The organism is Legionella genomosp. 1 (assembly GCF_900640215.1).
Lineage (GTDB): Bacteria > Pseudomonadota > Gammaproteobacteria > Legionellales > Legionellaceae > Legionella_C > Legionella_C quinlivanii_A.
Genome location: NZ_CAAAJH010000012.1, coordinates 39,652 through 62,077, shown reverse-complemented (window position 1 = coordinate 62,077; position 22,426 = coordinate 39,652). Strand labels below are relative to the sequence as shown.

Here is a 22,426-nt window from a genome sequence, read left to right as displayed (position 1 = left end):
CCAAGACTCGTTATGAATGATTTAACTTTAAAAGAACTACTTTCGACAATTCATAGCTTTGAAGATTATGAAAAGCTCAAATCCTTGATTGAAAATGATCTGGTGAAAGCAATTATAAATAAACACCAATTGCCCGAGGCTGCATTAACTTTATTTCCTGATGGAACCAATATTGTTTTTTCGTTCGGGGCTAAGGTCATTAAAATTTTTCCGCCTGTACATCAAACTCAGTTTGAAAGTGAACGCCTGATATTAAAGCATCTGGATGGAAAGTTATCAGTAAGAACACCCAGGCTTGAAGAAGAGGGAGAGCTATTCGGTTGGCCTTATCTGATTATCAGCCGACTTGAGGGAACGCTTTTAGAGACTCTCTGGGAAACGATGTCCAAAAATAATAAAATCGTGATTCTTCATGAGCTGGGAGAACTCATTCGGGAAGTGCATACTTTATCCACAGAAGGGCTTGAGGCGATTGATTGCCATTGGCCGCAATTTATTGAAAAACAAATTGCCCAATGCGTAACAAACCACCAGAACAAGGGATTTCCACCAGTGCTGCTGAAGCAGCTTCCTGATTATCTTGAATCGGCTAAGGAATTAGTCACATCCATTAAAAAGCCAGTTATTTTAACGGGTGAGTATACTCCAATGAATTTCCTGGTTAATCACAAAGATGATATGTGGCATATCAGTGGATTGATTGACTTTGGCGATGCAATGTTGGGTTTGCCAGAATATGATTTGCTGGGCCCTGGCGCTTTTCTAATTCAAGGCGACAAACAATTACTAGAGACATTTATAATGGCTTATGGATATTCCTCCTCTGAATTAACTGGCAAATTAAGTCATCAGCTGACCGCATTAATGCTGCTTCACCAATACAGTAATCTGAAAGTTCAGATTAGAATTGCAAACTGGGAAGAGCAGGTTCAAAGTCTGGAAGATCTTGAGAGTCTGGTATGGGGGTTTAAGAGATAGTTTTAAATTCCAGTCGCTTAGAAAAAAAACTTCAATAAATACTCCCATGACAGTAATTTCGGGTCGAGATTGGTTAGTCAAAACTATATCATGAATCGATACAGGATATATGATATACTCAAGGATGAAATTTGCCACTGAAAACCTTTTCAATACCTGCTTTTTCATTGCGAATGAGAAATTCTCTCATTCGAGTGAAATGCGATGTTTGCTTATGATTCACATTTTTAAAATAGGATAAACCCAATGACCCAACTATGCCCAGAATGCAATTCAGAATATACCTATGCCAGTGGTACGCTATTTGTTTGCTCCCAATGTTCCTATGAATGGCCTCAAGAGACGGAACAAAAGCAAGAGGATCATACAAAAGTGGTTAAAGACGCGCATGGGACGGTGTTAAACGATGGCGATACCATTAGTGTGATTAAAGATTTAAAAATCAAAGGCTCCTCCCAAGTGCTTAAGGTCGGAACAAAAGTAAGAAACATCCGTCTGGCTCCTGATGAAGATCATAATATAGACTGTAAAATTGAAGGAATTGGGCCAATGAAACTCAAATCAGAGTTTGTGAAAAAAGCCTAGACGTTTTTACGTGAGACCTGGAACCGAGGCAGGATATTATTCTGCCTGAATCAGTATTTATCTGAATATACTCGGGTAAGCCGCTTGAATAGTGTGAGTAACTTAATGTTTTGCTTGTTTTCTAAATCGAGTACATTCTTTTGGTATTTACTTAGTGGGCTTCCACGGTTTTTTCGAGCAAATAAAATATAATTGCCACTGTGAGAGGGGCCTGCAAATGACGAGTATTTCACCCAGCGATCTCTGGTGCGAAAAATAATAGCATCACCAAAAAAAATTTTTTCTCATTTCGATTAAGACTCTTTACCCCTAACTGAGCGTTATTGTCTAAATCGCTCTAGGTAATTAATTTTAGCTTTATAAAGTGCAGTAAGTGATTGGTTCGGTTTTATGGGTAAAACACTTAACTTACCATTTGTTTCTAAAACTACCGCCTTAACCTCTTCTAAATCACTTATGCCAAATATCCTTATTTCGCCTAAAATATCTTCCTCACTAATTCTTACTTTTTGCATTGCTTCCGCAATAAAATTGCCATTAAAGAAGAGTAGTGTAGGATCAGATTTAGCCCAGCTACGTATTTTTTTGAAGCGCGTAGTTATATAGGAGATTAAGCTTTGAAGAGACACTAAGCAAAAAAGAGCTAGAGTTCCTTGTGTGATGCTTACGGTATTTGACAGAATTGATGACGCTAATGCTGATCCCAGTGACACTGTTATGATAAAATCATAAATATTTAATTTAGATAAAACTCGTTTACCAGCTAATCGAACAAGAAAAACTAATGCAGTAAAGTTAATGAGTGCTGCGAAAATAGTTTTGTAGAAAACACTCCAATTAGCGAACCACATATAAATCCTTTTAGTCGTTGTGATATTCCACACATGATATTCAAGCTAGATATAATTGACATTAGGTACTATCCTAATATTTACTGCGCTATTTATATCTCATGATTTTTTTCATTTAAGTTAAAGGAATAACGTTGAAAAAGCAAAAGATAATTTATAAGTTAATTTACATTTTAATATCAACTTTTCTTTTTTCTGCATTAGCTTTTGGTAAAGAGAATGTGTCACCTAATCCGGGGCAAGATATAACAGCCAAACCAGCAGAAGATATTAACAAGGTAGATGTAAAGCCCCTGGCACGGGATAATGAAATTAAAAAAAGGCTTGAAGGGATACTTAAAGCAACCACTTGGTATGTTGCGCCAAAAGTTAGTGTAAATGACGGCGTTGTTTTTTTGGAAGGTGGTGCTACAACTGCTGACCATCGAAAGTGGGCTGAGAATCTGGCTCGAAAGACACAGGATGTAGTGGCGGTTGTTAATCGAATGGACATTGTTGACCCATCAATATGGAATATTCTGCAGCAAATTAGCTCGGGTCTACAAGAACAATGGCGCCAGCTTTTGCGAGCCCTGCCATTCTTCATTTTTGCCTTATTGATCATGGCTATTGCTTGGGCTGTAGCGCATTTTATAGCAAAAATTATTCGTAAAACCTTGCGTTTTCGAGGCATGCATCCCCTCTTGGCCGATGTTGCTGCTCGTGCTATCGCGTTTGTATGCCTTATACTAGGGTTTTATTTAATTTTACAACTTTTCGGCCTAACAACCATTGCACTTACTTTAATTGGTGGTACAGGTGTGATTGGTATTGTATTAGGTATTGCATTTAAAAACATCACTGAGAACCTTTTGGCAAGCATTCTACTGAGTATACAAAAACCATTTAGTAATAATGACCTGATTGAAGTCGCAGGAATTACGGGTTATGTACAAGGATTGACAATTCGCGCAACACTATTAATTACAGAAGACGGACACCAGGTACAAATTCCTAACTCTACAGTCTATCAAAGTAATATTACGAATTTTACTAAAATTCCTAAACGGCGTGAAAGCTTTCTAATTGGAATTAGCTGTCATGAAAGCATTTCGCAAGCACAAGAAATTGCATTGCAAACCCTAAGCAGACATCCAGCCGTTTTAAAGGAACCTACGCCATCGATATTAGTGGATAGTTTTGTAGCTGGTGTAATTAATATTCGTGTCTATTTTTGGGTAAATGGCAAGAAATATAGCTGGGAAAAAGTTAAATCGTCAGCGATTCGCTTAATAAAACGTGCTTTTCAAGAGGCGAATATTTCAATGCCAGAACCAGGAATGAATTTAAATATTCATAAGGATAGGGCTATTAAAGTTCTGCCTGGGGATAGTGCCATATCTAAGCGTAAAAATGAGCCAAAAATAGAAGAATCAGAAACTATTGCAACCCATGCTGAAGGTGAGCTTCGTAGTGAAACGGAAGAAATGGAAAAACAAGTTCGCCAACATAAAGTAGTAGATCAAGAGCATAACTTACTCGCTAACAATAGCAATTCAAGAAAAGCGACTGCTTAAAAAGAGTATTGTATGTAGTTTTCAACTATTAAACGTTATTTGTGATATCGTCTGTAGTACTGTCCAGTTTGTTGATTTAATTCCTCACCGACTTTACGATAACATTAGACATGTTAATACTTTCTGGAATGTTAATAATCTTGCGCCCACTACATTCATTCCTTTTGTTATTTTCATGTAAGCTGAATGCATTGTGGTAAAGCTGTTTCAATAATGTTTCTTATGATTTTAACACGTAAAGAGATTGGCCTAATCCTACATTAACTTTGTTAATTTTAAAGCTAAAAAAACTAATCTCAATAGTTAATCTTCACTCAAATAAGTATGTTTTACGACCACACTGATTACAGCAAGTAGCGGAGTAGCTAGCGTTAAGCCTAAAATACCAACTAATATGGACATAATAAGCTGCGTAAAGACAATTAAAGCTGCTGGCAGTGAAATTGATTTCTGTTGAATAAGTGGCGTAATTAAATAGCTCTCGATAGTTTGAATGACCACATACAAAAGAGCAACGTAAAGCGCAAACATTGGGCTCTTGAGTAAGGCAAGTAATATCGCCGGAATAGCGGAGAAAATAGGACCAATATTAGGAATAAAAGAAAGAAGCGCAGCGAAAAGCGCAAGTGTAAAGGCAAGCGGAATATCTAAAAGCCAGAGTCCTGCCCAAGTTAATAAGCCGATAATCAACATTGAGAAAGCTTTGCCAGCTAGCCAATATTGTAACGTCTCAGTTGTATCATTTAAAATCTCTTTTACTTTCCTTTGCCTTTTCTTAGAAAATAAATTGACTAACCCATTCGTGTAGATCTCGGGTTGGTAGGCTAAAGCAATACCAAAAAACAAAATAACAAAAATATTGGCGATAAAACCAAATGTGCTGGTAAAGATAGTGCCTACTTTTGATGGAACATTTTGACTTTAGCTAGTGTTTTTGGCAGATCTAGCGCTTGCGAAGTAGTTGTGTTTGTACTGATATTAAGATACTGAAAAAAGTCGTTATTAAATTTATTCCAAGCTTCGGGTATATCCGTATAGAGTTGTGATATCTGTTTACTGACAGATGGAGCCACTATTAGGCCAACACCAGTAAATAGCGAAATTATGGCAATAAGTATCACTGTCACTGTTATGTAGGGGGGGAATTTACTATACTTGCTAACAAGTTGGCTTAACGATCTAATGATAATTGCTACTAAAATCCCGGCAAAAGCTAGAAGAAATATGTCAATCGTATGCCAGATAAGTAAGATAGCGATAACTGTAGCTAATAATAGATAAAGATGAGGCGTTATCTTAGTACTTATTCTATTTTCTGGCATATAATCATTCCTAAGCTTTTAGCTAGACTTACCTTAACATGTTAAAACGAGTCTAGCCATTATAGAAATTAAAGTTAATACCTTATGTTTTTTAATTATCCACATATTTTTTTAACGTAATCAACACAAAACACCTCCAGCTCTCGTTTATCAATACAAAAAGCAAAGCTAAACATATTATGCAATAGTGTCAAATTACCACTTTTTGCACCATCCCTCTCAATTTGTTAGAATATTTTCAACAGCACTTTAACTTTATGAGGTAGCCCCTTTTATTTTACTGTTATGAAAAATTCAAATTTAACGATCTGTGACGCAACAATACATCCTGGTGAAATAGCAAATCTAGCTTTACCCCTTCCAGAACTTTATTCATGTACCTCTTTTTTCATGCCTATCAAAGTAGTGCGCGGAAAACAGGCAGGGCCCTGTGTTCTCGTTTTTTCTGCGTTAAAAGGTGACGAACTGAATGGCTTGGAAATCATCAATCGTTTACTTGAGCCTGGGAGGCTTCAACATTTAAAAGGTACTTTAATTGCTATCCCTGTACTTAATGTATTGTCCTTAGTCAGTCACTTAAAAACCTTATCTTATGAGATTCATCTTGAACGCTGCTTTCCTGGTAAGGCTGATGGGACATATGGGGAACGAATAGCTCATATTTTCACTAAAGAAATACTAACAAAAGCTGACTATTGCATTGAATTACAAAGCGGTGCAATAAATCACGACATTTTGCCTCAAATATATTGTAATATTACGGATACTCAATGTAAGACTTTAGCCCGGCATTTCGCAGCGCCTGTCATCACCAATACGCCCGTAAAATCAAACTCCTTACGCAAGACTACAGAAAAACTGAATATTCCTTTACTTATTTATCAGGCAGGGGAAGCTTTGCGTTTTAATGAATCAGCCATTAATGTGGGGCTTAACGGAATATACAGAATATTACATGCCCTAGATATGCTGCATACTGCACCTAAGTTGTTATCTGATTCGTTTAAATCTATCTTTTCAGAAGATCAAGACTGGATTTACTCCCACAAAAGCGGAGTTTTAACCTCTAAGGTAGAGTTAGGGCAATTAATTCAAAAAAAACAAGTAATTGGCTTCATTAACGATCCTTTTGGGGCTGGAAGCGCTGAGACTATAAAATCCCCTTCTGATGGAATTGTGGTTGGCATTAACCGCCATCCATTAATTTACGAAGGTCAATCCATTTTTAAAATCGCCTCGTTCCTGGACAACAACAGAGCTGAAACTGTCATTGAAGCCTGGGGGGAACAATATAATGAAAAATAAGTATTGAATTACTTACCATTAACAAGGGATAAGAGATGACTGTTCGTGGCCTTATCATATGGTTTATTTGCGCATTATTTTTTCTTTACGAATTTTTTTTGCGGACGGTATTAGGAATATTTCAAGTACCACTTATGAATGAGCTTAATCTGTCTGCTATACAATTTGCAATCTTGAGCACAACCGCTTATCAGGTAATTTATGGAATTATGCAATTACCAGTAGGAGTTATAGCCGTTCGCTACGGGCTAAAGAAAACTCTGCTTTTGGCCGCTATTATTTGCTCTATTGCAACTTTAGGATTCGCTATTTCTCAAACCTACGTTTCAGCACTTTTTTTTAGGTTTTTAATGGGATTAGGTTCCTCTTTTGGATTTGTATGCCTTTTACTCTCTGTTTATGAGTGGTTACCCAAAAAGAATATTGCGTTGTTTATTGGTCTGTCTCAATTTATTGGTACTATGGGGCCTCTGTTCGCAGCCGGTCCTTTGAGCTCTATTTTGGCCTCAAACTTACAAGGCTGGCGCAGCTTATTTTTCTCGCTTTCATGTTTGGGGGGAGGGTTGACCGCCTTGATCTTTTATTTTGTAGAATCTAACAGGCAACCACATGATTCATTTATTATTTTATCAAGAGTCGAATCATTTTATTTCAACATACGTCAATTATTAAAACAAAAACAAGTATGGTATATAGGTTTTTATTCGGCTCTGGTTTATTTCTCACTGGAGTATTTTTCCGAAAATGAAGGAATTACTTTTTTGGTTACCAAAGGATTGTCAATACGATTTTCGGCTTATTTAATATCTGTTGCCTGGTTGGGCTATGCTTTAGGATGCCCATTTTTAGGATATCTATCCGACAAATACCAACTCCGAAAACCAATCATGGTATTTAGTATCCTATGCGTTTTATTGAGTTTATTAGTAATTATATATTCTTCATCACATCAGTGGCTCTTATTAGCCTGCTTTTTTATCTTTGGATTCGGTGCCAGTGGGCAAAGTATTGGCTTTGCTGTAATGAGCGAGTACTGTCGAGCCAGCTACCTTACCATCGGATTAGCGTTTAACAACTCAGTCATCATGTTTTATACAGCATTTAGTGCGCCATTACTGGGCTGGGTGTTAGAGAAAAAACCGTTATGTATATCAATGCTAAGCCATTATCAAAATAGCTTTTTATTACTTATAGCATTGATTTTCAGTGGAACCATATTAAGTATATTTTTTATAAAAGAGACTTTTTGCAAACAGGTGCATGAAATCACACAGTTACACTTGAGGCCCCGATAAGTTTATGCATTATGGCTAGCTTAAATTGAGCCTTAAGGCTTTGACGTGGCCAAACAAAATGTTACATCACGGTTAATCAAATTTCATTAAAGAATCGCTCTGTTCCAAATTGATTTGGACTTAAATATCCCAAATATGAATAAATGCATGTTGTTGAAAAATTTGTGCACTGAACCTAGGTGTTTTTTACATCAGACTGGAACCCAGGCAGGATATTATTCTGCCTGAATCAGTATTTCTCTGAATATACTCGGGTAATCCGCTTGAATAGTGTGAGTAACTTAATGTTTAGCTTGTTTTCTAAATCGAGTCTGGTGCGATAAATAATAGCATCACCAAAAAAATCTTTCTCATTTCGATTAGGTCGTGTGAATGCCGAAAACATGATATTCCTTAAGATAGCAGGGTGCATCAACAGTGCTTTAAAATAAAACAATTGATGAATTGATTCTGGGACACTAATTTATTGGTAGAAGTGTATCCTTAACAGGATTGTATCATATACCGATATTCGATTTAAATCTAATGGAGTGGACAATGGCCTTCCCGATGAATCGATAGGGTTAACGTTCAATCTGCGGCAAAGGACTAACCGTCGTATGGTTTTGTCTGGCTCGCCAGAGATCCCATTTTTGTTGAAGATTGAGCCAAAACTCTGGCTCTGTGCCTAAGGATTCTGCAAATGATAGAGCGGAATCAGCAGTGACTCCTCGACGCATATTAACGATTTCATTAAGACGGGCATAGGTCCAGCCTAAATGTTCAGCAAATTGCTTTTGAGACAAATTAAGCGGCTCCAAAAAATCCTTCAATAAAACTTCTCCGGGGTGCGCTGGCGCTTCGCTGGTTGGTGTCATAGTGCAACAATAGTCGATTAGAAAAATATATCTTATACCGATATATAGAGTTTTGATAAAGAAATTTCGTTCTCTTCTAACAAATGAGAGGAGTGGTATGGTGTTTAAATTAATTTATTAATACTTTTCAATGGCATAACATCGTAAATGCATTTAAAGAAGACAGTGTCAAAATGTCAAGACTGGTTCTTCTAAAAAAAAGGAGATACAATGCACTTCCCCAAAATATACCTGTTTTCCTGGCTTTGTGGATAAGTTTTCCGTATCCTGCCCTCATCACCTTCTCCAAACGTCTCGCTTACTTCATAACCTCTTGACCATAAAGGCCTGTCAGGCATTCTGTGGGGAAAATACTCTTGCCAGTTATCCACAAAATCTGTGGATAACCGTGTGTATAGAATGTGGCAGCCCTTATATCTAAGGAAAAATGAGCGCTGCCCAGACATTTTTCAATGTGTATCGCTGCAAAGGACACCTAACGTTCCTTCGCTTGCCCAAATGTTGATGGCATGGGCGTCTTTTAGTCGCTTCGCCAATTAAAAATCAAGAATTCAAAGTTTTGAACCTGGTTAGAAAGTGTCTTGCTATTATTGGCTCAACACCCTAAGACAAAAGAGTTAATTGCTGCCGACTGCGGATTTGCCAACCAATCTTCATAGGTGAGTGCAAAACGAAAATGATCTTGCCAGATGCCATTAATTTTCAAATAACGTGGGGAAAATCCTTCTTTGATGAAACCGTTTTTTATTGCCAGTTGTATCGATGCCGTATTTGTAGGCTGGATATTCGCTTCAATTCGATGAAGATTTAATGTTGTGAATATTTCACTAAGTACTAATTTTAATGCCTGACTCATCAATCCTTTTCCAGCATACTCTGCGTTGGCGTAATACCCTAAATAAGCACTTTTAAATAAGCCATGCATAATGCCACTGACATTAAAAACGCCTATTATTTTTTGGTCATCATTCCAGGCAATGTAGTATTGTTCCGTTTCTTGTTTGTTCTTCTTTAAATAAGTTTGAAATTCTTCAGGGGTACAGGGCGCAGTCACAAAAGGGAAATGAAAATCCCGGCTATTTTTCATTGTAGAAATAAATACAGTTTCATCCTGAGCGCAAGGTCGGGCAAGTAAAATCATTTTTAACTCATCAGACATTTAATTCGGCAGAACATTTTATCACCCTGGATCTTTTTCTTGGCAAATAAATAAAATAAATAAGAAAAAACCAAGTATACCAGCTAAAATCCAACATGCATTATAGCTATAATATTCCATTAAGAGACCTGATACGACGGGTCCAACAATCAGGCCTGAGGTATATGCGCTTCTCCAGGCACCGGCCGCCATCCCTTTTCTTTTTTTTCCTGCAGACTCATAGCATTCCACAAAAGATGTGGGCATGAATAACATTTCTCCCAGGATAAACGTTAAGCAGGCCAGCATTGCTGCTGCAATATTGTTTACTATCAGCAATGCAAATAAGCCTGCACCTAATAAAAATCCGCCAATTGCCAATTGATGATTGATTTTTAAGGGGGATGCTATTTTTGTTATTTTGACTTGAAATAAGGAAACAATAATAGGATCCAGCCAGAAAAGGGTTGCAGTGATAGTAAAATTTGAAAACCTTTCATTTAGAAAAAGCGGGTAAGCAATACGTTGCTGAGCGTAGATAATTCCTGCTACAAACACTGCGCTAACGGTAATATAAAGCCGTTTATTGTTGCCGTGCTGCTGATTTGTTTCTTTTTCTTCGTGAAGCGAGTTCGCAAGAGAGTATTTCTCTATATGCAGATACTTCATTGCATTCAGAGCAAAAAGAAGGAAAAACAGACCAATTATTTCAAAAATTTGTCCATAATATTGGGCTGCAAAAAACATAATCAATAGTATAGAGCAGCTGCTACCAAGGTTTTCACTTACCACTTTCATACTTTGTACAAAGCGAAGGCTGTTTTGATCTTGCGGAGCGTGTTGCAATAAAAGGCTATTATTCGTGGTGAGAAAAATACTTGTTGCAATCCCGATAATGAATGCACAGCCAGATATTGCTAGAAAATCAGTACTTTGAGGCAGGCAGAAAAAACTTAGCCCCAGAACGAGAAAACTGATGATAATAATATTTTTACAACTCATTCTGTCTGCTAAGTATGTGGAGCATAGCGCGCCTGATAATGCTCCAAATCCAACCACTGATCCAACTTGACCAATTTGCATTTTTGTTAATGGTGTAGACGTTCCTAAATATAATGATAAGTAGTAAGCAATTCCTCCTGCCGCACATTCCAGGAACGAAAAAAGAAGAAGCAAATAGCAGGTTTTTGAAAGTCGGGGCAGTGAACTTAATCGATGAGACAGTACAGCAAACATATTTTTCCTTAAATATCAGAATTTCCAATCTATGAAATTAACAGATAAGAATTCTGAGCGAGCGTATGTGGTTATTAGACAGTTTTATTTTATAAATGTTGCTTTAACTCTTTTTGAGACAAGCATGTAGGGTACCCATATAACAGCCACAATTACCGAATGCGCAAACTCCCTGATTGTATCAGAGTCAAATACAGGTTCGTCTGGTGCAACCATCTTTACTGCAAACGCGTCTGCAACAATAAATACTATGCTAAAAATAGCGATTCCAATAAACCATTTTGGAAAGTTTCTGCTCTTGGAAAAGAACAGGTATGCAAGATAAAGCAAGAGCATGAGCAAAATAATATTGATTGATAATTCTCCGATTATAATAGGTCCCCAAAGTGGGTTATATCCCTCACTTCCTTTAGTGGTCAGCGCTTCCCATGTACCTGATGAAAATATTTGGGGATAGGTAGTCAAGAGGGTAAAGACAATCCTTATCGGAGCCAGAACCATTCCTATAGCCACTAATATCAGCCATCCATTGATACCTTCAGGATTCTTTGTTTTGTCCATCATTACACCTGATAATGCTGTTTCATAAATGCGAGTTCTATTTTTTTGTATATTACGTTACATAGGGGATTTTGCCAATAATTGAATACGAGCTGTCTGGGTCTACACCAGAACCAATCATTTCTGCGCCTTGCCATCATTAAATGCCAACCAAAATTTTGGTTGCGTTTCGGACGAGGCGCGTTGTTTCCATTGTGTGCCACTATTTGTTATTCAAATCCCCATCAGTTCCTCTCCGGGGTTCAAAAGATGAGTATAACAGTGTTGTACTCAAGACGCGTAAATCTCACGCAGGTTAAAGGATTAAAGAAAACGATAATTATCTTTATCAAACTGTAAAAAGGATTTTTGCTTCTGGTAATGTATTGATTTAACTAAAACAATTTCGCGGTCGTCTTTATTTTCTTGTTGCTGAGGCTCCATATGAATCACGTGCGTGAAATGCTTGCTGATTGAACGTCCTCCTGCAATAAACTCCAAAGATTCAAAATTAAATTCTTTATTGACTTGGCTGAGTATTAATACCCTCAATGCATGTTGTTGTGCAATTAATTTTAACTCACGCACAAAATCATTATATGGATCCATTTCTTTATGGGACATAATAGCTTGTAAATAATCAACAATTAATAAAGAACCAGGCTTATCTTTTTTAATTTTTTCAATTATAGTTTTTTGATCAAAACAGTTTTCCACTATCTCTATGTATTGCTCTTGTTGCAAATCACACTCAACATTGAAAAATGAAATTTTATTTAAACGCTCAAAAATGAAGGATGCATTAACATGTAAAGAGTAATATTTAACCGGGAATTTTAATTGAGATGCACACAAAGCAAGGTTAAGAGCAAAAGATAATTTTCCTGCCCCTTGTGCAGCAGATAACAATAACATTTCTCCAGGAAGAAATGATTGCCAAATAGACTCAAGACTATTCATGCGTACTGATTTAAAATATTTCTGCAGTAATGTCCAATGAGTAAATCCATAATCATTGGCAATAAGATCAAGAGATTGGCTTAGCGGAATGCTCTTAGCTGAGGCTATTTGTTTTGCAGATAATTTCAGAGACTTTATTGAAGGAATACTTTTAGGCAAAGACATTATTTCGATCCTCATATTAGCGAAAAATAAACACTCCCTTCCTAATATTTATTTTTCTAAATATAAAAATCGAATTTCCTACTCACTGAGAGTTTTGCACTGGAAGGGGGCTCGCTTAGGAAAAGCGTTATTTTGTAAGTTATAAAAAATAGTTTTATTTGTCAATTGAAAAAATTGCGCTTAATTTACGAGGGTATGTAATATAATTCGTCCAAAATGGAAAGCACATGAATTTTTTCGATTTATTCAATACTCATATGGGTAAGCCTTAGGATGAGGGAAGTTTCACAGCAACTTATAATACATTGCAAAATGTGAAGGCGGATAAAACCTGGTGATACGCTTGCCTGCGGCAAGACTACTTGTTTATGTTAGCTAGCTTAAGTTTCCACCTCTGAAAATTTGAAAAAAGGAAATTCCTTCATTATTTTTTGTTGTTCAGGCCAGCTCATTGTTAAGGGCATTACGTCAGTTTCAAACAGATAATAATAGGCTGTTGGAACATCAAAAGGCATCACATTTTCAGTGATATAATATTGTACACGAGCTGCACCGGCACCCGAATCTGATAAAGCTTCGACAATGCATAAATAAGTGTGTCCTCTATATATAATTTTCAACCATTCGGCATGACGTGATATCATGCCTCCAGGTCCAATGTAAGGATTTATAGAAAGATTAATTGCTTTTTCTAATAATAAATTATAACCGTTTATAAACACTGCAGGATCTTCATGATATCTTTGACTCACAGGTGATGAAGAATCCTCATGACATTCTGAAGTTCCATAATGAATACCATCTGAAATGGTTTCTATTTCTACATAGCATCTGTCTTTGGCGGCCATCTTATCAGTGCAGAAGCTGCTGCATCTACAGAAATTGCAATTACGCCCCTGAGTTACACCATACAGCGAAAAAAACACCCTGATTTGGATATAAAAGTCATTAGCCCGTCCGAAATCATTTAATCTCTGGGGTGAAAAATGAATGCTATTGTCAATTCAGGTGTATTAAAAGCTTTTGATCATTAATCCGATTTAAACGAGACAGTCAGCTGTTATAAGCAAGATGGGATTATTCTTCTTAAAGATTATATTAATTCGGTTGATCTCAACAGGTTATTAAATGAAATTGAGATTATCCAATATGATGCGGAAATGGATGTAGAGCAAAACTGGAATAATGAAATCGTTTGCTTTTATCAAAAAATCCTTTGCGACCGGAATCAGAGCCTAAGGAATTTGTTACCGAGCCTTATTTTCTATCTTCAAGCCACAAAGGGCATATTTTTTATGAGGTGATAAATAATACCCAGGGTGATTAACAGGATTGGTCATGGTATGCACCTCATAGACAAATATGCCATGATGCAGTAAACGGTTTACAAAAATCAAGATATTAGTTAATCAAAAAAATTTAATCGCTTGCACCGTTGCTCTAGCAATTCGAGATATTTTTCCTGCATCGGTTGAGATAAAAAACTGAAACCAATCAGCTCTTGCCATTTTGGTATTACCTGATGGAACTCCTGTACGATCCCATCGATGACGTTCTGGTTTAATCCTAATTTTTCAATGGCAAAATATTTAAGAAAATCACTCTTTGTTAAATTATTTTTTTTCCCTTTTAAAGGTAAAGCCAGTTCTTCTTTAGTATTTTTTTGAGCGATGGTTGAGTTAAGTAAATCGTAGGCTGGTGATATGGAAATTTTTCTATCCTTAGTAATCAGGGAAAAATTTTTTAGATGCATGTCTTCATTGCCGATCAGGAAGTTAAACAACGTCAGCTTAAATAATTTTACGAATTCAATTTTTGGGAATGTACAAAACTGCTGTATGACTGCAATTACTTTTTCCATAGAGCTTTTATATTTTGTATGTCGATCTTCACCTGATAGCTGTGCAAAATCTTCTAAAGCTAACTTTTTATTATTGCCTATTCTATCAAAGCGTTTAATGAAGTAGGTTAAACTGTTGTCTTTAGAATAAACCAAACCATGAACCGGAACTTCGAGGCCAATGGCCTTTGCAAGGGTCATAGTAATGGCTTCATTTTCCGGCAATTCTGGGTAAATATCACTTTGTGGTTTTAAAATGTACTGGCCTTTTTGATCAACGATTTCAAAACATTCCTCTTTAATCTTTAGTTTGGCACTTAGTTTCTTTTGGACGCCTTGAATAGACATCTTTCCTACACGAGCAATTGCTTCCTGTCGCTGCTCATCAGCACTTAAATCTAATGGGCTAAGGTTTTTTAATTGAGGGGAAAGCAAATGCAATCCACGTTGCGAATAGTTTTCTTGGTCACTAATTACGTCATAAGTAATAGGGCAGCGTTTCATCTTAGTTCCTCAATAGTCACTGCACCTACGACATCTTGGCCCACTAGTATCAATTGGCCAAAATAATCATTTTTATCGATTTTATATTTGCGTAATAGTGCTTCAAGCATAATGCCTTCAGGAAGTAATCCTTCAAAAAAAGGGGGAAACACGTCAAAATCATAGACCTTATTTTTTAACGGCATGGTGAGAGAAACAGGTGCCCCCTGATAATCATTTAGGTAAGTAAATTGATATTTTTTACCTTCTAACTCCTCTAATATTCCAGCTTTAATGCCATTCACTGATACGTATGCTTTTCTCATGAATTATTATCCATTGTTTGAGGAAAAGGCGTTTCAAATTTAATTTGGATATTTAAAACATCTAATACTTTTAGCAATGTATTTAGCCGCACAGATTCTTTCCCTTTTTCAATATCATAGATAACCGTCTTACCGACCCCAGCTAACCGAGCTAATTCCTGTTGCGATAAGCCGCTGTGTTTGCGGTAGTAATGGACTAAATTGGCAATTTCGTGTGTGGGCATGGAACACCAGAAATTAATTATATATTACTGTTATAGCAGTAAAAATGATAAATATAAATTTATTATTGCATTTCTTTGCATTAATTTACCATAAATTACTGTTATGGCGGTAAATTTGATTGATTTTTTGATTTTCCCATATTTATTTATTATAAATACCTAAAAATTACTGTTATCGCGGTAAATTTGTAGGGGGATAACAAAAGCAGCTGATTGATTTGCATCAGAACAAAACCTGGGCTGATTGGTTACAACAAAAAGCTCAGCAAGGCGACACAGAAGCAATAACAGCTTTGCGTTATCGAAACCGAAAAAAACAAAGTAATTATGCCTTATCTGGAATATCGCCCGACATTTCTTTAACGATTATCGAGCGAATTGACTCCATTACCAAAGAAGGAACAGAGATTTATAGATTGGATAAGGCAGTCATCAGAAATAGCGGGAATGAAATTAAAGTTTCTAAAGGGGGCTCTATTGCCATACTGAAAAAAGCCATTGAAATGGCAAAACAGCAATATGGTAACTGTATCCATATCAACGGCTCGCCACTTTTTAAAAAGATCATTCTTCAAATAACAGTGCAGAACAATATCTCAATAACCTTTGCTGACCCAGAGATGGAGGCTCAGCACCAAAAAATGAGTTTAGAACAGGGGAAACACCATGAACAATCAAAACGATACGGATTTAATGATGGAAGAAGAACTTCAAGAGGCGCTGATGTTGCTGGAACAACCCTTGGAGAAAGAAAAGCCATAGAGACATTCCTCCCACAACAAAGTCCGACGCTTTCAGCATTAGACAAGGCCCACCAACCAAAGGTCAAAACGGCTTGCGAGACGTGTCCCAACTCAATATGGTTCAGTTCACCGGAAGAAGTAAAGTGTTATTGCAGGATAATGCACATGATCAGTTGGAGCGGCAAAGACTCCAATCTGATAACCATGTGCGACGGGAAATTTCTGGCGTAAAAAAACGTAAGGGGTTGATAAGTCTGGTAAATGTAACCAATAGATTTGCAAGATTATTTATTGTATTATCTGCCAATTTTTTGCTGTTATGATTTATATGGATTTAAAGGATGTTACCCTCTGACAATCAATTAAAATTTGCTAAAGATATTGCAGAGAAGCTTAAAATTAAATTACCACCTCACGCGATAAAGGATGCCCGAGGTTGTGGTGATTTTATTGCTAAACATAAAGTACAATTTTATAGGGCAATTGGGTCTGTAACTGTTCAAAGGGGCTCAATTGACGCTGCTACCCCTGAGCAAAAAAATGTAGAAACTACACCTCCTAATATTAAGAGTGAGATACAAGAACCCCCAAAAAATACATTTGAACAGAAAGTAATCAAATATTGGCAAGATGGTCTTGAAAGGACGGCGTTTGACGGTTATGGAAATCTAGAAAGTGAGCTTCAGGATGTTCAAAGCTTCAGTATTGATAAGATCAAATTTGTATTAGAACAGTTTTTTTGTAAAAACGTCTCTGGGATATCTTCTGCACAGCAAGAAGAATGTGTTCGTCACCTTGTTATGCTCTTAGAACCAGAAAATGCAAGAACAAATAACTCCAACAATATAGTCATTTATGTTTTCCCTTTGGCTCTCAACTTTGATGACTCAAAAGGTTCTGAGATCAAAAAAGTTCCTTATTCTTGGGTAAAAGCTACGGATGAACTTCCATTATTCAATCATAGAATAATGGGTGAGGAAGCGGAAATTGAGGGATTAATGCTTTCGAACAAAGAAGCCTTTGGATTTAAAATGTCATCAGTTGAAGCAATTTTGGCTGATGGTGCGCCTTTAGATCAATGTTTGAATTTTATTGATCAATGCTTTGATGCATTAACTGATGGAGAAGGTGGTTGCAAAGCATGGATTGAAAAATATAATGAATCAAAAAATACTGTTGCGCGACTGAGAAATAAAGAGGTCAGGTTTAAACTGGTTGATGGAAGTGCTGTATCTGGAGCAACTAAAAACATTCGAAATTGCTTTAGCGATTTATCAAAAGTAATGAAACAATCTAGCGATGATTTGTTACCATTATTCAAAAATATTATTAACAAAAATAAAGACTTATCAAAGGAATTTACAGCCGATCAGGAAAAGCTTACCTGGGATAATCTAAGTGTTTATTTAGGGCACATGGACAGTATTAGCCCTAATAAGAAAAGAATATGTTATCCACTAGATCCATCTCAACGAATAAGTTTGTCTCTTTTTAAAAAAATAAATAATGGTAATACATTGGCCGTTAATGGGCCTCCGGGAACTGGTAAAACAAGCCTGTTAAGAGCGGTTATAGCTGATGAATGGATACGTCCATTAATTTCCGATGAAGAGAACCCAGAATGTCCAATCATTATTGCCTGTGCAGCAACGAATCAAGCGGTAACGAACATTATTTCAAGTTTTGACTCTGTTCCGGGTCCTCCTCTTAGGGATATAAACGGTGAAAGAACTGAAAATGAAGTTTGTATTGAGAGTCGTTGGATACCTCATTTGGTTTCATATGGATGGTATCAACCTGCTTCCGTGAACAAGGATAAGGTCGAATATCAGGGCTTTCAAATTATAACGCGAAGAGCTCCATCTATACCCTGGGAGTTTGAATTTGCTGCTAAAGACTTTGGGAAGGTCGTTAATAATATATCTTATCTTGAGTACAGTTATCTTTCCTTGGCTAAAGAGTTTTTTAATGAAAGCCTGGAAGTTGCTGAAGTAGCCAAATTATTTAGAAATAAGATAAAAGAAATAAACAAAGAGATGGGGCTGATTACTGATTTATTAAAATCATGGTCATCTGGTTTTGTTTTATTTGCAGGGAAAGAGGATGAGATATTAAAGCTCAAAAATAAGTATGAGTACCTTAAGTCCGCATTTGATGTTAAAGCCCATAGGCAATCAATTGCTACCTATGATAGAGAAATTGAGATACTAGATAATAAGTTAATTGACTTCAAGACGTTAAAGAATGAAGTTTGCAGAGATTTTGAACCCAGTTTATTCAGCAGGATATGGCGGAAGTGTATAGGGTTTCTAAAGAAGCTGGAGGAGAAAGATAATAAATATTGGTTAAATAAGTTAGATATGCTGGGTATCAACTTATCGGAAAAGGATGTTAATTTAAATGAAATTCTTAATCTCGTACGTCATAAAACGAAAATTTTGTTGCTTAAAAAAAATGAGTTAATACAGGAAAGAAATACCTCATATAATCACTATAAAGAGAATTCGGACCTTATAACTAAATATGAAGCAGCCCAATCGGAAATTGAGCAATTACACCTAAGTTTGAAAGACATACAAGGAGAGATTGTTTGTAAACTTGAGAATCTAACAGAAAAACCTCAAGTTGGGATTTTAAAACGATTTATTTATGCCATCAATTGTTCGAGAAGTCATTTAACCATTAGCTGGAACGATTTTCATATTACATTATTACAAGACATACAGGATATTTTAGATGTGTATGTCAGACCTAAACTGTTTCATCTAAGTGCTCGTTATTGGGAAGCAAGATATATTCTATATCGAAAACAGGTAATGCAATTTCCTGATCACACTCAAACGTCTTTAGAAAAAATTCGTGAACTGGCAATGCTGGCCCCAGTGTTTGTAACGACTAGTTATTCTGCGCCAAAATTGATGAAATGTAATGATAGTCACCGTCGGTTTGATTATTTGTATGATCGGGCCGATCTATTGATCGTTGATGAAGCTGGGCAAGGAACACCTGAAATTGGGGCTTGCATATTTTCATTTGCCAAACGAGCAATAGTTGTTGGTGATACAGAGCAAATAAAACCTGTTTGGAATATTGAGCAAACGATTGATCAATTAATTCAACGCCATTTAAAAATGGTTGATGATAAAGAAATGCTCAAAAAAAATGGCTTAATGATGTCGTCTGGCAGCATCATGTTAATGGCTCAAAACGCCACGGAGTTTTATGATAAAAATAAAAGTGTTCCTGGTGTCATGCTTACCAACCATTACAGATGTAGAGATCCAATCATCCAGATATGTAATGAGATGGTCTATTCTGGAGCATTAAATGTGGTAGAAGCAGCCACGGAGCCTAAAAAAGAGTGGCGAGCACCGTTGGGCTTTCTGGTTGTTCCTGGTGAATCAACTAAATTGAATGGTGGCTCACGATGTAATTTGGCAGAGGCAACATTAATTGCGAAATGGTTAAAAGAGCAGAAGAACTCTATCCTCTCGCATTACAATTCAAATAATAATCAAAAGAGTCTCGCTGACTTAGTTGCGATATTAACACCATTTAAAGGCCAGGTTTATGCATTACGAAAAGCTATTGCTAATGAGTTTTCTGAAGATCTTCGTGATAAAAATGCGCTTGCAAATCAACTTGTGGTAGGTACAGTCCATTCTTTGCAAGGTTCAGAACGTCCTATTGTTATTTTTTCAATGGTAGAGTCAGTCAATCCAGGAGAAAAACACTTTTATGATGAGGACTCAAGTCTCATAAATGTTGCTATCTCGAGAGCAAAAGAAGTATTTATTATTGCCGTAGATCAGAAGGCTGTAAATTATGGTCATAATTTGAATCGGCAAGAATTAAAAAAACCTAGCGACTATCTTTTCTATCACATAATGAATAGGGGAAAAAGACTAAACTCCAATGAATTAATGCTAATCGAATCGCCCCATAAAAGCGGGCATTTGCAAAAGGCTTTAGGGAAAGGAATGGAATTAGAAATTTTAGCTACAAATGGGCATTTGGCACAATTAGATACCAGTTCATCTTGGGATCCAATGACAGCTACTGAACCCAAATGGACAGCAATTTCTGATAAAGAAGCTCAAGTCTATGAAAGAGTCGCATTATTATGGTCAGATTTGGATATTCTTTATATAGCAACCGATCCAGATGCTGAGGGAGAAAGTATTGCATGGCATTTTATTAATAGAGTTAAAGAATTTTTACCTCAAGTTAATAAGAAAAAAAGTATGCCCGTTATTAAGCGTATGCGATTTTATAACTTGAGAGAGGAGGAAATTCAAAACGCTTATGTAAATGCAAGTGATGGACTTGATGCTGGATTGGTTAAGGGAGCGTTGTTTAGATCATTTTTAGATCAAATCATTAGTCGTCATTACCCGAAAAAATTAGGATTGGGTGTAAACAATGGTTTTCATGCTGGAATTGGCAGGGTGCAGCTCTCCATATTAGATATTGCACAAAAGTATTTTGATCAAGTGGATGAATATTGTATTGAGGTAAAAATCCCAAATGCTGAATTAAGAAACTTAGGTAGTTTTATTCTTTATGATAATGATGAAAATAAACCAATCATTTTTAATGATCCTCTAATTGCCAATAAAGCAGCTATAAAGTTAAAGAGTTTGATTGATATGAAAAGAGGCATAACAGTTGACTGGCAGGCTACTGTGCAACAATTACCAGAATATCCGGCGTTAAATACGGCCCAGTTTTTAAAATTAGCTTGCACCGAATTGGAACTGTCTCCAACTGAAGTTATGAATATTCTTCAAGATCTTTACGAAGGCCAGTCTACTGTAAAAGGTGATATTGAACTGGAGCAACTGGCATGAGTGGATTGATATCATACTTAAGAACAGCTGCTGAGATAAAAAGTCTTGTGGGCCTTGGCTTTGAAAAAGTCATAGAAAAGTTAAAGAATGGAAAGTTAAAGGTAAGGTTGCAAGTGTTTATGAAATTTTTCTTAATGGAAAAGAAAGATGATAAAAAGTACTTAAAAAAGTTAAATCAAAGACTTCTTGAATGGCAGGCTAGCAGAGATCATGAGCAACATCCATCAGCAGTATTTGTGTATCATCATACTGGAGCAAGAGCACTGCATGGGTTTCGTTATCAGCTAATTGAATACCAGAAAAAAGACAGAGAAATATATAAATCTGAACGAGCTAATTTTTCAAAAACTGATCGAGTTAAGTGGCTTAAAACAATAGCAAGTACGCATTATAATGAATTAAAACAAGCAGGGTTTTTGGATAGTCAGATTAATCTTATGAAAGATAAAGGGCGAGCTCCTTTAGGTTATCAAGTTCATCATCGAATTCCGTTAGATGATGGTGGAACAAATGATTTTAATAATCTAATTTTGATAAAAGATAATGTCGAACACCGATCGATCCATGGGTTTTACAACCCCGGAGAATTACAAATTAAATTAATGGCCGAGGTTGAAAAAGCTCAGATTGCATTACCTGTTCCACCTGAGAATGCAATTGTTTATCCCAATCTTGAGAGTGGTTATTATAGTGACCCTATACCAAACAGTACTTTAGTTGAGTTATATGATGTCGATAGAAATTCTAATTGATAAAATTAATGATGAATTAAAAGAATATGAAACGTCTGGTATACCTTCTCCGACTGATGATGAAGAGCTAGTTAAATTCAAAAAAGAGATTAAAGAGAAATTTAATTATACAATCCCATTGGCATTTGAAAAGTTATTATCTTATTCAAATGGTGTAATGTTTAATGGGTTAATTATATGGCCCACCCAAAAATATTGGCTTTTTCAAGAATCCTTTGCCGAGGCAAATTCAAACTTACGTGAAACATTCAATGAAGACTATTTTTATTTTGGAAACAGAGACGAAGAGCTTTACATTTATAATCCCAATACAGATATATATCAAGGAATAGAGTACATTGGTGAGACAGCATGGGTAGAGTTTGACGACCCAGAGGCCATGTTCGAATTTATGCTCAATAGATCTTTAGAAGAATAACG

Annotated in this window: 21 protein-coding genes; 9 read left to right on the top strand and 12 right to left on the bottom strand. The window is 36.3% G+C overall.

Annotated elements, in window-relative coordinates; translation table 11 throughout:
* Positions 1 to 12 precede the first annotated feature (12 nt).
* The gene (locus E1O89_RS11545) at positions 13 to 978 is read left to right on the top strand and encodes an aminoglycoside phosphotransferase family protein (RefSeq protein ID WP_133140292.1); all 966 of its coding nucleotides are present in this window, start codon (positions 13 to 15) and stop codon (positions 976 to 978) included.
* A 246-nt stretch (positions 979 to 1,224) separates the two neighbouring features.
* Complete coding sequence (locus E1O89_RS11540; RefSeq protein WP_133140291.1) at positions 1,225 to 1,563, top strand: zinc ribbon domain-containing protein YjdM; 339 nt, start codon at positions 1,225 to 1,227, stop codon at positions 1,561 to 1,563.
* A 320-nt stretch (positions 1,564 to 1,883) separates the two neighbouring features.
* On the opposite strand, the gene E1O89_RS11530 is transcribed toward E1O89_RS11540, so the two are convergent.
* The gene (locus E1O89_RS11530; RefSeq protein ID WP_133140290.1) at positions 1,884 to 2,414 is read right to left on the bottom strand and encodes a DUF421 domain-containing protein; all 531 of its coding nucleotides are present in this window, start codon (positions 2,412 to 2,414) and stop codon (positions 1,884 to 1,886) included.
* 134 nt (positions 2,415 to 2,548) lie between these two features.
* On the opposite strand from E1O89_RS11530, the gene E1O89_RS11525 reads away from it, so the two are divergent.
* Positions 2,549 to 3,970, top strand: coding sequence for a mechanosensitive ion channel domain-containing protein (locus E1O89_RS11525; protein ID WP_133140289.1), 1,422 nt, complete (start codon positions 2,549 to 2,551; stop codon positions 3,968 to 3,970).
* 303 nt (positions 3,971 to 4,273) lie between these two features.
* On the opposite strand, the gene E1O89_RS11520 is transcribed toward E1O89_RS11525, so the two are convergent.
* Together E1O89_RS11520 and E1O89_RS11515 are read right to left on the bottom strand one after the other, a co-directional pair.
* Positions 4,274 to 4,828 (bottom strand): AI-2E family transporter, encoded by a 555-nt coding sequence (locus E1O89_RS11520; protein ID WP_316043241.1) that lies wholly within the window; start codon positions 4,826 to 4,828, stop codon positions 4,274 to 4,276.
* Positions 4,829 to 4,866: 38 nt separating this feature from the next.
* Positions 4,867 to 5,292, bottom strand: a complete 426-nt coding sequence (locus tag E1O89_RS11515; RefSeq protein WP_133140287.1) for an AI-2E family transporter — start codon at positions 5,290 to 5,292, stop codon at positions 4,867 to 4,869.
* Positions 5,293 to 5,577: 285 nt separating this feature from the next.
* On the opposite strand from E1O89_RS11515, the gene E1O89_RS11510 reads away from it, so the two are divergent.
* Complete coding sequence (locus E1O89_RS11510) at positions 5,578 to 6,597, top strand: succinylglutamate desuccinylase/aspartoacylase family protein (protein ID WP_133140286.1); 1,020 nt, start codon at positions 5,578 to 5,580, stop codon at positions 6,595 to 6,597.
* Positions 6,598 to 6,632: 35 nt separating this feature from the next.
* On the top strand, positions 6,633 to 7,892 hold the full coding sequence (locus E1O89_RS11505) for an MFS transporter (protein WP_133140285.1): 1,260 nt from the start codon (positions 6,633 to 6,635) through the stop codon (positions 7,890 to 7,892).
* A 563-nt stretch (positions 7,893 to 8,455) separates the two neighbouring features.
* On the opposite strand, the gene E1O89_RS11495 is transcribed toward E1O89_RS11505, so the two are convergent.
* The 9 genes from E1O89_RS11495 to E1O89_RS11445 all read right to left on the bottom strand — a co-directional run bounded on the left by E1O89_RS11495 (position 8,456) and on the right by E1O89_RS11445 (position 15,661).
* Positions 8,456 to 8,749: a HigA family addiction module antitoxin gene (locus tag E1O89_RS11495; RefSeq protein ID WP_133140284.1), complete on the bottom strand. Its 294-nt coding sequence runs from the start codon at positions 8,747 to 8,749 to the stop codon at positions 8,456 to 8,458.
* Positions 8,750 to 9,344: 595 nt separating this feature from the next.
* Positions 9,345 to 9,908 carry a GNAT family N-acetyltransferase gene (locus tag E1O89_RS11490; RefSeq protein ID WP_262337507.1) on the bottom strand — a complete coding sequence of 188 codons (564 nt, stop codon included), beginning with the start codon at positions 9,906 to 9,908 and terminating at the stop codon, positions 9,345 to 9,347.
* Positions 9,909 to 9,929: 21 nt separating this feature from the next.
* Positions 9,930 to 11,123 (bottom strand): MFS transporter, encoded by a 1,194-nt coding sequence (locus tag E1O89_RS11485; protein ID WP_133140283.1) that lies wholly within the window; start codon positions 11,121 to 11,123, stop codon positions 9,930 to 9,932.
* Between the two features lie 84 nt (positions 11,124 to 11,207).
* Entirely contained in the window at positions 11,208 to 11,684 is a 477-nt protein-coding gene (locus tag E1O89_RS11480) for a DUF2569 domain-containing protein (protein ID WP_222845436.1), read from the bottom strand.
* A 303-nt stretch (positions 11,685 to 11,987) separates the two neighbouring features.
* Entirely contained in the window at positions 11,988 to 12,788 is an 801-nt protein-coding gene (locus E1O89_RS11475) for a hypothetical protein (RefSeq protein WP_133140281.1), read from the bottom strand.
* 380 nt (positions 12,789 to 13,168) lie between these two features.
* Positions 13,169 to 13,636: a hypothetical protein gene (locus E1O89_RS11470; protein ID WP_133140280.1), complete on the bottom strand. Its 468-nt coding sequence runs from the start codon at positions 13,634 to 13,636 to the stop codon at positions 13,169 to 13,171.
* A 557-nt stretch (positions 13,637 to 14,193) separates the two neighbouring features.
* The gene (locus E1O89_RS11455) at positions 14,194 to 15,132 is read right to left on the bottom strand and encodes a lpg2370 family Dot/Icm T4SS effector (protein WP_133140279.1); all 939 of its coding nucleotides are present in this window, start codon (positions 15,130 to 15,132) and stop codon (positions 14,194 to 14,196) included.
* Positions 15,129 to 15,437: a HipA N-terminal domain-containing protein gene (locus E1O89_RS11450; protein WP_133140278.1), complete on the bottom strand. Its 309-nt coding sequence runs from the start codon at positions 15,435 to 15,437 to the stop codon at positions 15,129 to 15,131. The genes E1O89_RS11455 and E1O89_RS11450 overlap by 4 nt, the downstream gene beginning before the upstream one ends.
* Positions 15,434 to 15,661 (bottom strand): helix-turn-helix transcriptional regulator, encoded by a 228-nt coding sequence (locus tag E1O89_RS11445; RefSeq protein WP_133140277.1) that lies wholly within the window; start codon positions 15,659 to 15,661, stop codon positions 15,434 to 15,436. Before E1O89_RS11445 ends, E1O89_RS11450 begins: the two co-directional genes overlap by 4 nt.
* 218 nt (positions 15,662 to 15,879) lie before the next feature.
* Here E1O89_RS11445 and E1O89_RS11440 point away from each other — a divergent pair, with 218 nt between their 5' ends.
* From E1O89_RS11440 to E1O89_RS11425, 4 genes are all read left to right on the top strand, one after another.
* On the top strand, positions 15,880 to 16,635 hold the full coding sequence (locus E1O89_RS11440) for an LPD7 domain-containing protein (protein ID WP_262337506.1): 756 nt from the start codon (positions 15,880 to 15,882) through the stop codon (positions 16,633 to 16,635).
* Positions 16,636 to 16,745: 110 nt separating this feature from the next.
* Positions 16,746 to 21,254, top strand: coding sequence for an AAA domain-containing protein (locus E1O89_RS11435; RefSeq protein ID WP_133140276.1), 4,509 nt, complete (start codon positions 16,746 to 16,748; stop codon positions 21,252 to 21,254).
* Entirely contained in the window at positions 21,251 to 22,006 is a 756-nt protein-coding gene (locus E1O89_RS11430; RefSeq protein WP_133140275.1) for an HNH endonuclease signature motif containing protein, read from the top strand. The genes E1O89_RS11435 and E1O89_RS11430 overlap by 4 nt, the downstream gene beginning before the upstream one ends.
* On the top strand, positions 21,981 to 22,424 hold the full coding sequence (locus E1O89_RS11425; RefSeq protein ID WP_133140274.1) for a YrhA family protein: 444 nt from the start codon (positions 21,981 to 21,983) through the stop codon (positions 22,422 to 22,424). Before E1O89_RS11430 ends, E1O89_RS11425 begins: the two co-directional genes overlap by 26 nt.
* Positions 22,425 to 22,426 lie beyond the last annotated feature (2 nt).